Source organism: Pectobacterium versatile (assembly GCF_020166435.1).
In the GTDB taxonomy this organism is placed as follows: domain Bacteria; phylum Pseudomonadota; class Gammaproteobacteria; order Enterobacterales; family Enterobacteriaceae; genus Pectobacterium; species Pectobacterium versatile.
In genome coordinates, this window is sequence record NZ_JAINZP010000019.1 from 21,735 (window position 1) to 37,581 (window position 15,847).

General features: G+C 53.6%; 8 protein-coding genes. 3 read left to right on the forward strand and 5 right to left on the reverse strand.

The genetic code is table 11. The features are described 5' to 3' along the window. Positions 1-79 precede the first annotated feature (79 nt). Together K7X24_RS17390 and uxuA are read left to right on the forward strand one after the other, a co-directional pair. Positions 80-814 (forward strand): FCD domain-containing protein, encoded by a 735-nt coding sequence (locus K7X24_RS17390; protein ID WP_039472311.1) that lies wholly within the window; start codon positions 80-82, stop codon positions 812-814. A gap of 411 nt (positions 815-1,225) precedes the next feature. Next, complete coding sequence (uxuA, locus tag K7X24_RS17395; RefSeq protein ID WP_107332464.1) at positions 1,226-2,422, forward strand: mannonate dehydratase; 1,197 nt, start codon at positions 1,226-1,228, stop codon at positions 2,420-2,422. A gap of 226 nt (positions 2,423-2,648) precedes the next feature. On the opposite strand, the gene pelI is transcribed toward uxuA, so the two are convergent. Continuing rightward, on the reverse strand, positions 2,649-3,692 hold the full coding sequence (gene pelI / locus K7X24_RS17400) for a pectate lyase PelI (RefSeq protein ID WP_224556179.1): 1,044 nt from the start codon (positions 3,690-3,692) through the stop codon (positions 2,649-2,651). Positions 3,693-4,274: 582 nt separating this feature from the next. Here pelI and K7X24_RS17405 point away from each other — a divergent pair. After that, a complete protein-coding gene (locus tag K7X24_RS17405; RefSeq protein ID WP_224556188.1) occupies positions 4,275-5,483 on the forward strand; it encodes a glycoside hydrolase family 28 protein in 1,209 nt (402 codons plus the stop codon). A gap of 90 nt (positions 5,484-5,573) precedes the next feature. On the opposite strand, the gene K7X24_RS17410 is transcribed toward K7X24_RS17405, so the two are convergent. The 4 genes from K7X24_RS17410 to K7X24_RS17425 all read right to left on the reverse strand — a co-directional run bounded on the left by K7X24_RS17410 (position 5,574) and on the right by K7X24_RS17425 (position 15,492). Further along, a complete protein-coding gene (locus K7X24_RS17410) occupies positions 5,574-6,743 on the reverse strand; it encodes an HlyD family type I secretion periplasmic adaptor subunit (protein ID WP_224556190.1) in 1,170 nt (389 codons plus the stop codon). Positions 6,744-6,753: 10 nt separating this feature from the next. Further along, positions 6,754-8,892: a type I secretion system permease/ATPase gene (locus K7X24_RS17415; RefSeq protein ID WP_039490447.1), complete on the reverse strand. Its 2,139-nt coding sequence runs from the start codon at positions 8,890-8,892 to the stop codon at positions 6,754-6,756. Positions 8,893-8,931: 39 nt separating this feature from the next. Then, a complete protein-coding gene (locus K7X24_RS17420) occupies positions 8,932-10,353 on the reverse strand; it encodes a TolC family outer membrane protein (RefSeq protein WP_224556192.1) in 1,422 nt (473 codons plus the stop codon). A gap of 261 nt (positions 10,354-10,614) precedes the next feature. Next, positions 10,615-15,492 (reverse strand): Ig-like domain-containing protein, encoded by a 4,878-nt coding sequence (locus K7X24_RS17425; RefSeq protein ID WP_224556195.1) that lies wholly within the window; start codon positions 15,490-15,492, stop codon positions 10,615-10,617. Positions 15,493-15,847: the final 355 nt, after the last annotated feature.

Sequence of the window (15,847 nt, forward strand, 5' to 3'; positions counted from 1 at the left end):
TCAGACAAATTGGGCGTTTTTTCTGTCTTTTGGTCAGGCCAATATTATGATGGCCGATGTTGAATAAAGGGATGGCGGTATGCGTTTATATCAGCAGATTGGCGACAATCTTCGCGCGGAAATTCTGAAGGGAAACTATCAGATTGGCGACCGCTTGCCTCCCGAGCGTGATATTGCTGAAACCTACAACGTCAGCCGCAGCGTGGTGCGTGAAGCCCTGATCATGCTGGAGCTGGAAAAGCTGATTGAGGTGCGTAAAGGCTCTGGCGTTTATGTCATGCAACTGCCGAGCGCGCAGGGAAAAGACAGCGTGGTGGACAGCGGCTATGGCCCCTTCGAGCTGATGCAGGCGCGTCAGCTGCTGGAAGGCGAAGTCGCGGCGTTTGCCGCGATGCAGGCGACCAAGAGCGACATCGTGAAAATGCGGCAGGCCATTGAACAAGAACGGGCGTCGCTTGAGAACGGCAGCGTGGATGAAAGCGCCGATGAGCAATTCCACTGCCTGCTGGCGCAGTCTACCCAAAACAGCGTCTTAGCCAACATGGTGTATGAGGTGTGGCAGGCGCGTAAACGCAGCCCAATGTGGCAGGGCATTCACTCCCATACCGATGATTTCAGCTATCAGCGCCAGTGGCTGGACGATCATGAACAAATCCTGCGTGCCGTGTCTCGTCGTGATGTGAACATGGCGCGTCAGGCAATGTGGCAGCATCTGGAAAACGTAAAAATCAAACTGCTGGAAATCTCGAACGTGGACGATCCGGCCTTCGACGGCTACCTGTTCGAGTCTGTTCCCTCACGTCTGGAATCCTGATTCCCCCTGTATACCCGTCATACTTCAAGTTGCATGTGCGTTGGCTGCGTTCACCCACCCGAATCACTTACCTAAGTAAGCTCATCGGGATGTCTTCTCTTGCCGCCTTCCTGAAACTCGAATTATTTAGGGTATACGTTCCTTGCTCTGTAACTTTTCTCTCCGGCATCGCATTGGTGTACGGAGAGGAAATATATCAGACCAAATAATCCGTTTCTGACTTTTCTCCTCACTATTTCAGCCTGATTATGCATGTTGTTAGTCCAAAATTCGGATTTTTTGTGTAATTGGTCAATCAATTCGTGAGTTTCGTTTGACAGCCTGTGTCGGTGAGGTAGGCTTTTCCTTATTTATTGATGAAAGAAAGTGACGAAAACAACTCTCTCACTTGGCGAAAAAAGGTAACTCAATATGGAACAAACCTGGCGTTGGTACGGCCCGAACGATCCTGTCTCACTGGATGATGTTCGGCAAGCTGGAGCGACCGGTGTGGTGACGGCGTTGCACCACATCCCGAATGGCGAAATCTGGTCGGTTGAAGAGATTGAAAAGCGCAAAGCGGAATTGAAAGCGAAAGGGCTGGTGTGGTCGGTAGTAGAAAGCGTGCCGGTTCATGAAGAGATCAAAACGCAGACGGGGAATTATCAGCAGCATATTGCCAATTATCAGCAATCGCTGCGTAACCTGGCGCAGTGCGGCATTGATACGGTGTGCTATAACTTCATGCCCGTGCTGGACTGGACGCGAACCGATCTGGAATATGTGCTGCCGGATGGCGCAAAGGCGCTGCGTTTCGATCATATCGCCTTTGCGGCTTTTGAACTGCATATCCTGAAGCGTCACGATGCTGAAAAAGATTATACGGCGGATGAACAGGCACAGGCTGCCGACTACTTCCGTGCGATGAGCGAAGAGGATATCGCGCGCCTGACGGGCAACATTATCGCCGGACTGCCGGGCTCTGAAGAGGGCTATACGCTGGAGCAATTCCGTGGCCGTCTGGCGGAATATGATGGTATCGACCATGCGAAACTCCGTGAGCACCTTGGGCATTTCCTCCGTGAGATTGTGCCCGTTGCGGAAGCTGTTGGCCTCCGCCTTGCCATTCACCCTGACGATCCACCACGCCCGATCCTGGGGCTGCCGCGTGTGATGTCCACGATTGACGACATGCGCTGGCTGAAACAGACGGTCGATAGCCTTCATAACGGCTTTACCTTCTGCACAGGATCGTACGGCGTACGTGCCGATAACGATCTGGTGACGATGCTGGAAACGTTCGGCGATCGCGTGCATTTCACCCATCTGCGTGCAACCTGTCGGGAAGACAATCCCAACTCGTTCCATGAAGGGGCGCATTTGCAGGGGGATGTGGATATGGTGGCGATTATCAAGGCCATTCTGGCGGAAGAGCTGCGGCGTCAGAAGGCGGGCGATCGCCGTCCGATTCCCATGCGCCCGGATCACGGACATCAGATGCTGGACGATCTGAAAAAGAAAACTAATCCCGGCTACTCGGCAATCGGGCGCTTGAAAGGGCTGGCGGAACTGCGTGGTGTCGAGCTGGCGCTGAAGCGCACGCTGTTTACCGAATTGCAGCAAGGATGATGAAATGAAACAGACCGTGCTTGATAGCACGGTCTGTTGAAGATGGATGCGTCAGGACTCCAGAGGAGGTATTAATTTATACTCGTCATACTTCAAGTTGCATGTGCGTTGGCTGCGCTCAGTCACCCGAATCACTTACTTGAGTAAGCTCATCGGGATTCTTTCTCTTGCCGCCTGCCTGAAACTCGAATTATTTAGAGGATAGGTGTGAATTCTGCTGGCAGAATTACAGCGGCTTAACGTTTGAACGGCTGACTTTGCAGTTCTTGGTATCCCAGAACTCTCCGTATTTATCGGACTTTCCTTTCCCTTTTTCTACACCGTTAAACTCTTCACAAACCGCTGGTTTACCTGCTTTGTAGTTTTTAATACGCAGATCGCGAATGTCAGCGACATCGTTAAAGTTACGGTTTACGCCAGCAATGCTGTCGATGGTGCCGTCAACGGTTGCGCTGATGATGGTGAGGTTACGTGGGCCGCCGTTGTTGGTGCAGTCGCCGCAAGAGCGCCACAGTTTGCCGTGTTGCCCAGTCAGGGTGAAGTTACCTTGAACGATCGTGTGGCTGTTTTTGGCATTCTGTTGCAGCACTTTGTCCGGCTTACCGCCAGGGCCATTGGTGGTGTTATGTGCCACACCGCCGACGATGGTCATGGTTTTGCCGTTGTTGGTTGCTGCATCTTCACAGATGTCTTCCCAGATCACGTTTTCAATACGGCAGTCGCCGCTTGCGCAGTGGATGCCGTCAGAACCGCCTTTTGCCGAGATGCGCAGGTTCTTGATACTCGCGTTTTCCAGCGTGATAACAGGAGGTTGCTTATCACTGTCACCGCTACAGCTCAGACCCAGAGTAATCCCACCGCAGTCGACAGATTTGTTTTTGATTACCGCACCAGCTTTACATTCAGGGCTTGCTGCCTTAAGCGGCGCTGCACGCAATGGTGCAGGGGCCGTCTGTGCTGCGTTAGATTTCTGGACATTACTATTACCGCTAACAGTATCTACCCAATACCAATATTCCGACTGAGGATTGGCGGTTAAATCCGTAAAGGTTCTGTCGGTGGAATTGAGTTCTGCAATTTTTTCGCTGCCAGCTTGGTTATTACTGGTGCTGCGATACACATCCTGGCGAACAACATTGCCTGCATCGGTAGACCAGCTTAAATAGGTGGCATTGTCTTTTTTCAGCAGCATCAGCATGGTGTCAGCAGCTTGAGCCTGAAAAGTAAAAGCAGCAGTACATAAAAATATCGGTGTTAAATACTTAAACATGTGTTTTTCCTTGTAAATTAAACGGATATTTTTCTCTTTATTTATTCCAAATAAAGAGGGAGTCCTAACGCATCGGAGGGGATTATATAATAGACAAAATAAAATAAATAATAATTACGTGTGATTTTTTGATATTAATTCGATTATTTAATTTACCCTGTGATTATTTTATATTTAATTTTATCATTTATTGATTATTTTTTATTTAATAATTTATTATATAATTGATAAATATCATGGAGATTCTTATTACAAATAAGAAAAATGAATGAATGCTGTGAAGAGGAGAAAAGCTTACCACCCGCTGGCTTCTACGCATGACTGGATTCGTTTTGTTTCCACGTTTCGTTGATGCTTCATTTAAATTTCTGGTGATATTTTAACCATGCGTAAAGTTAGATGCTTTCCGAATAAGTATTGGAATAATTTTATGTAAATGGACTTTTTATTAATCTACATAGGCATGTGCGACAATTTTTAGTTTCTATAAAGGAATTTTATTTTTCTTATTAAGCAAAATGAAAGCGTAATAGCCTTTTTGGGGCAGAAGAATTGTGGATGTTTATAAAGGTAAGGTTTGACATGGAATATCAATCAGGCAAGCGAGTTTTATCATTATCACTGGGGCTTATCGGTTTGTTTAGCGCATCGGTATTTGCCTCTGATTCTCGAACGGTGAGTGAACCGAAAGCACCATCCTCCTGCACGGTACTGAAAGCTGACAACAGCACGGCGACCAGTGCGATTCAAAAAGCGCTGAAGAATTGTGGACAAGGAAAAGCCGTAAGGTTGAGCGCAGGGAGTTCATCCGTTTTTCTGAGTGGCCCGCTTTCTCTACCTTCTGGCGTGAGCTTATTAATCGACAAAGGGGTAACCCTACGTGCTGTGAATAATGCCAAGTCTTTTGAAAATGCCCCCTCATCCTGTGGCGTGGTCGATAAGAATGGCAAAGGCTGCGATGCGTTTATTACCGCCACAAGCACGACGAATAGCGGAATTTATGGGCCGGGCACTATTGATGGGCAGGGTGGGGTGAAGCTCCAGGATAAAAAAGTGAGCTGGTGGGATCTGGCTGCTGATGCCAAAGTGAAAAAGTTAAAACAGAACACCCCCCGGCTGATTCAGATTAATAAGAGCAAGAATTTCACGCTGTATAACGTTTCATTAATTAACTCCCCGAACTTCCATGTGGTGTTCAGCGATGGTGATGGCTTCACCGCGTGGAAAACCACGATCAAAACGCCGTCCACCGCCAGAAACACCGACGGTATCGATCCGATGTCGTCAAAGAACATCACCATTGCCCACAGTAATATTTCGACGGGCGACGATAATGTGGCGATAAAAGCCTATGAAGGTCGGTCTGATACGCGCAATATTTCCATTTTGCATAATGAATTTGGGACGGGACATGGCATGTCGATCGGTAGCGAAACGATGGGAGTTTATAACGTGACGGTCGATGATCTGGTTATGACTGGCACCACGAATGGCTTACGTATTAAAAGCGACAAATCAGCAGCCGGCGTTGTCAATGGTGTTCGGTATAGCAACGTAGTCATGAAGAATGTGGCGAAACCGATCGTGATTGACACGGTATATGAGAAAAAAGAAGGGAAGCATGTCCCAGACTGGAGCGACATTACGTTTAAGGATATTACGTCTCAAACCAAAGGTGTGGTGGTGCTGAACGGCGAGAATGCGAAAAAGCCGATAGAAGTGACGATGAAGAACGTCAAACTGACGAGCGACAGCACATGGCAAATCAAGAACGTCACCGTTAAGAAATAACGCAGTGACGAAATCGTTCTGTCATGACAGTGCCGCACGGTTACCCCGTGCGGCGCTGCTGTTTGTGCACTCGTTGTTCTACGTGCGAGTTTACCGCTCTCTGAGCGCTTCATTGACCTTATTCAGCGGTTTAATCAGATAGTCCAGCACGCTTTTTTGGCCGGTTTTTATCTCCACGCTGGCGACCATACCGGGCACGATGGGGAATTTTCCCCCAGCTTTGTTGGTCAGCTCCGCCTGCGTAGTGCGCACATAGATCCGATAATAAAACTGATCGCGCCTGACTTCGTCCTGAAGGGTATCGGGTGACACGCTTTCGACTTCGCCTGTTAAATTGCCGTAGATGGAAGAATCATAGGCGGTGATTTTTACCGTGGCGGGCAAACCCGGCCGGATATAGGCAATATCGCGTGGGTTGATGCGCGTTTCGATCAGCAACTGATCTTCCAGCGGCACGATTTCCATCAGCTTGCCGCCCGGTTGCAGCACGCCGCCCACGGTCGTGACCTGAATGTCTTTCACAATCCCTCGTACCGGTGACGTGATGGTGGCGCGCTTTAGCTGATCGGCTTTCCCGCTGACCACTTCCATCTGCGCTTCCAGATCGGCGTTGTTTTTGACCTGTTCTTCCCGCGCCCGTACGGCGTATTGGTTGTTGGCTTCGTCGATTTTGCCGCGAATTTCGCTAATCTGGCGGCGTAAGCGGATCACCTCGACGGCGCTGGCGGCACCGCGTTGCACCAGCGGCTCCGTCATCCGCAGCTCTTGCTCCACCAGCCGCATAGACTGTTGCAGGTTGGCGACGGTTTCATCGCGATTGCGTAAGCGTGATTCGTACAGCTGGCGTTCGCGTGCGGCCAGCGCGGGTTCCTTCATGGTTTCCGCGCTGAATTTTAGCGGTGCGCCGCTGAGCTCGGCGTGCAGACGTTCGGCGGACGCCCGCAGCGTCTGCACGCGGGAGAAGGCTTCGCCGTAGACGGACTGGAAGCGGTTGATGTCCAACTGCGCCAGCACCTGCCCCTTCTCAACAACGTTACCTTGTTGCACATAGATCTGGCCGATAATCCCGCCGTCCAGGCTTTCAATCACCTGTGCGCGGGTCGACGGCGTCACCTTACCGCTCCCGACGGAAACCTCATCCAGCACGGCGAAGGTGGCCCAGATAAAAAATACGATTAGCCCCAGCAGGCTGAGCCAGATAATAACGGATACGCGTCGACCCTGGCGCTTCAGGTCATCATGGATCGTGATGCTACTCATTGTGTTCCCCTTACGCCACGCTCTGTGCGGTATCTGCCGGTTTACTGACCGCCTTCAAAATCTGGTCACGCGGGCCATCTGCCACGATGCGTCCCCCATCCATGACGACAACGCGGTCAACCAGCTTGAGCAGCGCCGGACGGTGCGTTACCAGCACCAGCGTGCGGCCCGTGAGCCAACTGCTTAATTGGTGGATCACGTGGCTTTCCAACTGTTCATCCATCGAGGCGGTGGGTTCATCCAGCAGCACAATCTGGGGATTACGTAGCAGCATCCTGCTGAGCAGAATCATCTGCCGCTGCCCGCCGGATAAACCGCGCCCACCTTCATGAATGATGCGATCCAGACTGGAGGCATCCTGTTGGATTAGGCTGAGTGCGCCGCTAATGCGCAGCGCTTGCAACAATTCTTGTTCGGTGGCGTGCGGATTGCCGAGCATCAGGTTTTGCCGCAGGCTACCGAAGAACAGGCGTGATTCCTGTGACAGGAAGCCCAGTTGGCGGCGGACATCTGCCGGATCGATCTGGCTGATATCGACGCCATCAATGATGACCTTGCCGCGCGTTGCGGTCGCCTGATTGGCAAGCAGCTTGAGCAGGGTGGATTTACCCGCGCCGACTTTACCCAGCAGCGCCACTTTTTCGCCCGGTTTGATCTCCAGTTTGCCGATTTGCAAGGCGGTATCGCCTTTTTCGGGATCGTAGCTGTATTGCACGTTGTGCAGTTGGAAGTGCCCTTGAAGGATCGGACAGTGCGCCATTTTGCCGTCTTCCGGCCGATCCAGCGGTTTTTGCAGGAGGTCATCCAACCCGGTCATCGCGGTTTTCGCATGCTGCCAGCGGGAAAACACCATCGTGAGCTGCATGAGCGGGGCGATGGTGCGGGAGGAAAGCAGGCTACAGGCCACGAGCGTACCGGTGGTGATATCGCCCGCCATCACCAGATAGCAGCCGAAGACCAGCATGCCAGCATAGGTGAGCTGTTGGACGGTCGATGCCCAGCCGCTGAGCCGTGCTCCCCACACGCGCTGCTTCATCCCAATGGCGGCGCTGACTTCGTGAGTTTGCTCCCACTGGCGTTGGAAGTAGGGTTCGGCCTGCAACGCCTTGATATCTTCGATCCCTTCGATGGATTCGACCAGCACCGCATTGCGCAATGCGCTTTCACGCATCCCTTCTTTGGCGAGCTTCGCCATCGGCCATTGCAGCATCAGGCCGGGGATCACAATCAGCGGGATCGCCAGCATGGGAATAAACACCAGCGGACCGCCGATCATCGCCATGATGCCGAGAAACAGCAAGACGAACGGCATGTCAGCGGCTGCCCCGACGGTCGTTGAGGTCAGCAGTTCACGCACCTGATCGATTTCCCGCAGCTGAGAAATAAACGAGCCGGTAGATTTTGGCCGAGCCTCGTTTTTTATCGCCAGCGCGCGGGCGAACAGCATACCTGATACGTTCAGGTCGATGCTTTTGCCCATCAAATCGGAGACGACGGTGCGTGATAAACGGATGGCGTACTCTAATGCGGCGGCCAGCAGCACGCCGAAAAACAGCACCCACAGGGTGGGGATAGACTGCGCCGGAATCACGCGGTCATATACCTGCATGGAGAACAGAATTCCCCCCAGCGCCAGAACGTTACCCACGATAGACGCCAGAGAGATTTCCCCGATCTGTCGTTTTGCACCGCGAAAGTGTTGCCAGAACCAGTGCTTACGGTATGGTTTGACGAAATCATCGATGCGGGTATCGCGGCCGCGTTCCGCGATGCCGACCAGCACGATAATCCCCTGACTGTGTTTGATGAGCTCAGCCAGTTCGGCTTCGCGTTGAAGGTCGCCGCCGTCATTCAGCCAGTAGGTTGCAATACCTTCGTCATTCAATGATTCGATGACGATGACGCCGCCGTCATCAGTTTCCGCCAATACCGGTAAGATCTGGTTGCGCCAGCGGAGTTTCTCCGTGTGTCGCAGGCTGATGCTCAACCCCATCAGGTGACTGATTTGTTCTAACTGGCGGGCAATCGGCTGCTGTTCGTACCAGCGCATTTGCTGGCGTACCGACTGGGTATCCACCACCTGTCCATAGTGGGCGGCGGCGCGAGCCATCGCGGCAATCCAGACTTCAGTTTGGGTGACTTGTGTCATTGATATTCCTGCATGTTCTTATCCGGCAGGCAAGCCGGCTTACAGCGACGGTAGCGTCTCGCCACTAGCTTGATGACGTTCAATACCCAGCATATCCAGCAGATTATCGACGGCAGCGGCATAGTTAACCGTCGCCTCCCAGCCGTCGTATAACGCGCCGATGCGTGAGGTTTCGGCCTGCAACACGTCTTGCTCAACGCTGAGCAGATCGTTCAGGCTGCGCTTGCTGAGTTTGTATTCATCCTGATAGACGTTGCGGGTGTAGGTCGCGCTGGTGATTTGCTGTTGGCTGGCTTTTTCTCGCTGTTGTGCCCCGATGAGATCGGCATAGGCCGTTGAGGCTTTCTGGTTCATATCCAGTTTCGCCGCTTCGACTTCGGCCTGCGCCGCTTCGCGCGTGCCTGACGCCGCATCAACGCGTGCGCTGACGGCCCCGCCCTGATAAAGCGGGGCTTCTACCACCAGCTGTAGCTGATCGTCCCAGTAATTACGCCTGTCGGTTTCATAGCGGGTACGGCCCGCCTGTACGGCAATGGTGGGAAAGTGCTGGGCTTCCGCCTGACGAATCCGGTGGCGCGATGCCTCTTGTTTGGACTGCGCGCTCAGCACCGCATTACTCTGCTGGTACGGGAGCGCCTTGAGCGTAATTTTTTGTTGCAGCAGCGCGCGGGGCAGATCGGGCAGGGCGGTGGGGAGAACGCCGGTTAACACGCTGAGCTGTGCCAGTGAGGAACGCTCCAGCGCACGGTACTGCTCCAGTGTTGCTCGCATACCCGCGATACGGGTTTCCGCTTGCAGGATGTCGGATTGCGTACTGAGGCCAGCTTCGGAACGTATCGTCGCGGTGTCTTTTACCTGATTGAGTGACACGATGTTGCGCTCTGCCGCCTGGCTCAGTTCCTGATAGCGTTTGACTTTCAGGTAGGTGATCAAGGTTTGCTGGCCGACCGTGGTCATGGTGCCATAGAGCTGATAGCGGTAGGCGTCTGACAGGCTGTGCTGTTCATCAATACTGCCGCCCGTCTTACCAAAATCGTACAGCAGCTGTTTTAGCGTAATGCCTGCCGTCGCGTTGTTGCTCATGGTGCCGCTGGAGTCACTTTGGTCTGACTGGCCGACGTTGCCGCTCAGGCCAATCTGTGGGAACCAGGCGCTTTGCGCCACGCGCAGATCGGCTTCGCCAACGCGAATTTGCGCCGAGGCTTGAGCAATTTGCGGGTTGCGGGCGAACGCCCGGAGAATGGCCTGCTTGAGATCCAGGCTATTGACCTGTTGCTCTGTCGGTGCGGCAGACCAGTCAAACGCCACGGCCTGAGCGAACGTTGGCGGGCTGTGGAGGAGGGCAAGGCCACCGCAGGCCAACCCAAGTGCCAGCGCATACTGTGAATAGCGCGGTGCGTTATTACGCAATGTGCGATTACGCAAAAAAAGCGGATCCTTGATAAAAAATGGTTTGTGCATCAATTACCCCTGTTTTTATTACTCTTTGTGTTAGTTCCTTTGCACGTATTTATGCCGCTGCTGAGGCAGTTTCGTGCGCGATAATGGCGCTATTTTTATGCTACCTCGTAGCATGCGTCCGACTTGGGGCGGCTCAAACGCCGCTCGTCCAGAGACCCTAAAATTTTGGCGGAAATTACGCCAGATAGCCGTAATTTCCGCACTGATCCCTTCATTTGTGTATAAGATTCAGCCCTTCGTAGGCTGGCACTTAAAACACGGTTACACCATATTAACGAGCAGACCTTGCTGTACCAGTACATCTCCCAGACTGTTGGCGCTGTCCAGCGATGAATGGTGGTAGACGTCGAAACGCTGACCATCAATGTCGCGCTGTCCTACCGTGCTCCAGGTGCCTTCCCCCGGGATCAGGTTGACCTGACTCCCTTCGCCGCCGACGATCAGCAGATCATCTTCAGGTCGGTCGGTGACATTCAGAGTGCGGTCGAGATCCAGCGTGATGCTGTTAGTGCCGTTCTGCCCTAAATCGAAAATTTCCACGTTGTCGATTTTCAGCCCCAACACGCTGAGATCCAGATTGATCTCGTTGCCACTCAGCACCAGCGTATCGATGCCGTCACCGCCGTCGATCTGGGTAAAATCAAGCGTCGAGAGTGTAATGAGATCGTCGCCTTCACCGCCTTCGATATCTGTACCCATTTGCACACTGCCGTCGGCCAGATGGATGACCACGCCGCCGATGGCATAAACGCTGTCTTCCACGCCAGTACTGGCGCTCTTGTCGATGGCCTGTGTTTCACTGAGTACGGCAGCCGCCATTTTCGAGCTGAAAGCAAGGGATTGTGTCTCGGTGCTGCCCCCGTTTTCGCTCTGCTCACTGGACAGTGAGGCCACCTGCACGAGACTGTGCTCATCGGCAACCGTTGCGTCAGCGCCGATATTCACATTGCTGACGATGCCGCTCACATCAATATCGACCCGTTGATTCTTCACGTTGCCGTGTGAATCGACGATGTCGACGTTAACCGCCAGCACGCCATTGCTCAGACCGGTGAACACGTTCGAGGGCAGGACAACGCTCCAGGCTCCGTTGGCTCCGACGGTGCCTTCCACTGTGGTGCCCAACACGGTGACCTGTACTTTCGCACCCAGATAGTCCCCCGTTGCGTTACCGCTGATGACCTGCGTCACCCGTGACTCTGCCAAGTTGAGGATGCCATCGTTACCGAAGATATCGGTAATACCCGCACCGAGCGTTTTGTTCAACGCAACGTCCATCGTGGCATCAAGGTGTGCGCTGTTGCCTGCCGTATCGGTCAGCGTCACGCCGATGACCTGCGGCCCGTCGATCAGGTTTTGTAAATTAGCGGACAGGACCGGAATCGTCCAGTTGCCGTCGGAACCGACGGTTGTCGTGCCTGTCAGCGGTCCGGCGGTTAACGTAACCGTGGCACCCACTTCGCCTGTACCGGTAATCGCCGCGCCCGCGACCGCTTCAGCCAGCGTCAGGATATTGTCATCGAACAATGTCACGCTGAGCAGTGGAATCCCCGTATCGACGGTAACGACCTGTATATCCGTGGCGGTATTTCCTGCTGTGTCCGTGAGCGTTGCCGTAATGGTGTGGGAGCCATCGGTCAACTTTGCCAGATCGGCGGCAGGGACACTCACACTCCAGGTGCCGGTGACGGAAACCTGAGCGCTGTAGGTTTTTCCGTTCAGGATGATGCTGACAATTTGTCCAGCCTCTGAGACGGAGGCAGTACCGGTAATCGTCTGCGCAGTGCTGGCTTCAGTGCCGCCCAGCACGTTATCACCGGCAAAAGCAACGATATCCAGCGTGGGCGCTACCGTATCGACCAGCACCGTTCTCGTGAGGATCGCATCTAACGACGTCGCGGTGACATTGACGTTGCCTTGCGTGGTGAAATAGAGGCTGGCGAGAATGGTGGTGCTCCAGAAGCCATTGGCGTCGGTGATGACAACAAGTGGTGTACTCCCAATGTTAAGCGATACCGCAGTCATCGCCGATGACGGGCCGATAGAACGCCCAGAAATGGTGACATTACCGTTTATCTCGCTGGCGTTAATGATGTTGTCGCCCGCTATCGGGTCGATCACCATCACCATGGGAGGTTGTGTCAGGTTGACGTTAAATCCCACGCTGGCTTGTGTCGCCGGATTACCTGCTTTATCCGTTGCATCGGCGGTGATCGTGTACGCCGTATTTGCCAGAGCCTGCAAATCGGCTGATGGGATGGTTACGCTCCATGTTCCGCCTGCGAGAATTTTTCCCGTGTACTCGATGTTATTCAGCGTGACGATCACGTTTTGACCCACCGCTAAATCGGTGGAGGTACCGCTGATGGTCTGCGTGGTGCGGCTTTCCGCGTAGTTAAGGCCATCAAGCCCGGCGAATGCGGTAATCGTAAGCGTCGGTGCGACCTGCACGGCAAGGATCGCCTGAGAATTCAATGTCGCGCTGTTGCCCAGACTATCCGTTGCCGTGATGACGATGTTATGTGTTCCGTCAGCAAGCTGGCTGAGTTGCGTTGGGGTCAGCGTGGCTGTCCATACGCCTCCGCTCAGCTGTGTGACAAGCGCCTGTCCGCCAAATGTGACCGTTACGTTCACGGCATCCCCTGCGTTACCACTCAGCGTTCTGCCCAGCAGAGTGCCCGCTTCCACGATACTCAGGTAGCCGTCGTCAAACGGGGTATTTAAGGTGAGCGCTGGTGGCGTGAAATCGCTGTTAAAGGTGATGGGCGTCGTGCCGACGTTGCCCGCTGCATCGACGGCGGTCACCGTGATGGTATGTTCACCATCGGCCAGCGAATTCAGCGTATTCGGAGGCAGCGTCACGGACCAGTTGCCGTTGTTGTCCACCGTTGCGGTATAGCGGAAGCGGATGCCGTTAAGGTCGATCTCCAGTTTAACGTTTTGCCCGTTGTCGCTAATCTGCGTGCGGCCAGAGAAGGTGAGGGCGGATGCGGCTTCGGCACCGCTCAGGATATTATCGAGACCAAACGGCACTACATCAATCGTCGGTTGTGGTGGCGTTAACGCCACGCTTACATCGCGCGGTGTGCTGTCATCACTGTTGCCTACTCGGTCGGTGACCTTGATGCTAAGGCTGTAGTTGCCTTCGGTGAAGATCGTCAGATCGGTTGTGCTCAACTCTCTGGACCAGCCGCCAAACCCGTCGGCGGTGGCGGTAAACTCGGTTTCTGCCAGCGTGGTTTTATTGGTCACCGTGACGATGACTACCTGACCTGCGCCAGTAATGCCGGTTTTACCGGTCAATGTCTGGATGGCCTGAATTTCAGTAGCGTTCAGGATACCGTCGCCAAACGGCAGATCCAGCGTCGCCACCGGCAGGGTGGTGGTCAGCACATCCGCCGTAGCTGTGGCGGTGCTGGTGTTGCCCACGCTGTCGGTCACCGTAACGGTAAAATTCACGGTGCCATCCGGCAGATCGATCAGCGCCTGGCGCACCAGCGAGAGTGACCAACTGCCGTCGGCATTCACCGTGGCAGGGAAGCTGGTGCCGTTAATGCTGACCGACACGGTTTGCCCTGCATTGCTGGTTAGCCCCGTTTGCCCGGATAGCGTACCGCCCGGCTGCGCATCAGCCAGACTCAGTGTGCCATCGCCGAAGGGGGTATCCAGCGAGGCAACCGGCACACCAACAATGACGCTGGTAAAGGTTCCGTTTCCTGCTCCCGTGTTGCCAGCATGGTCCGTGACGGTCACGTTGATGGTGTGTGTGCCATCGCCGAGTGAAACCAAATCGGCTGTGGGCAGCGTCACATTCCACTGCCCATTGGCGGCAACGGTGGCGCTGTAGGTGTGGGTTAGCGTGCCGTTGGTGATCGAGACAGACACGCTCTGGCCTGGATCGAGTAGCCCCGTGGTGCCCGTCAGCAGTTGATCTACCGCGCTTTCCGCCTGGTTTAGCACGCCGCCAACAAACGGGGTGGCGATACTGATGGTGAAATTGGTGTGGATGACGACATCCAGCGTACCGCCCACGCTGCCGGTATTGCCCGCGCTATCGGTTACCGTCGCGCTGACCTGTACGTTGCCATCCGCCAGAATGCTAAGCGCATTGGCTGGAATGGTGGCGCGCCACAGGCCGCCCGCGAGCGTCACGCCCGTTGTGGTGTAAGTCCCTATCGTAACCTGGATCGTTGTCCCGACAGGCAGATTGGTGTAGCTGCCGCCAATCGTCGTTGCCGTCGCCAGTGCCGAAATGCTGAGGACATTGTTGTCATAGAGTGCATCCAGCGTCAGCGTCGGGAGCGTCTGCGTTTTTAACGTGACATCGATACTGGCGGTGCTGGTATTGCCTGTGGCATCGGTCAGGCGTGTGACGATGCTGTAATCACCATCGGGCAACTCGCTCAGATCGTCCGACGGAATGGTGATACTCCAGGTGCCATTACTGCCAACGGTGCCGCTGTAGGTTTTACCGTTCAGCGTGGCGATAACAGTTTGCCCTACGCTGGTGGATAGCGAGGCAGTGCCTGTTAGCAACTGATTGCTCTGCACCTCGGTGCTATTCAGAATGTTATCGGTAGCAAAATTGGCGATGGTCAACGTTGCAGGTGGCGTGGTGGGTTTGTCCTCGTTGCTCGGTGCCGAGACGGCAACGACAGCACCTGCAACGACAGCACTGCCGATGGCAACCGTACCGAGAACGCTGCTGAGCGCGGTGGTAGAAAGTGTGCTGGTGGCCGTACTACTTACCATTAATGACGTCATATCGCTCAAGGCGGTATATTCTGGAGCAAGGGTAACGGCTTCCCCTGCGAACGTCGCGCTTTCAGCTGCTGTGCTGGGAAACTGCGCACGGGTGAGTTGTGTGCCATCCTCAAAAACCAGCTCGCTGTGATAGCCCGCGGCATCAGGGGTGAAGAAACTTTGGTAGCGGACGGTGGTACCGTCCTTCATATGTAGAACAAGATCGCTGCCAATACGTTCATAGCTGGATACCATGTCTGGTGTGCCGTAGATCTTTACTGTGCTGATTTCCAGTAAATTGACATTTGTTGCACCCTGTGAAATAGAATTGATGAGTTGACCGCTTTGGCGTGACAGGATACTGGTATTTCCCGCAATAACGTTCATATCTGACATGAAATAGCCTCTTACTGCTGTGTGCTAATTTTTAAATACTTTTCCCCGTGCATCGGTGCTGCGGTAGGAATGTATTGGTATAGGTGAAACCAAAAAAAGCGGGACGCTAAAGCTGGCCTGATTCAGAAATGAAAATAGTAAAGCATGGCTAAATGCATGAACGCATCATCCCTCTTTCATGGGGATTGACTACCAGAGGGATATTCACCCCGTTTCTGATATTTATAAGTGTGGCTTAGCTAAAGAACCCAACTCTTTTGGTCTGTTTTAAACATAAAATAATGACAATCTTTGGATGTACTAAATAGCTCGATGATATTCTTATTTTTTTTGATTTTTATCAAGTGAATTATAT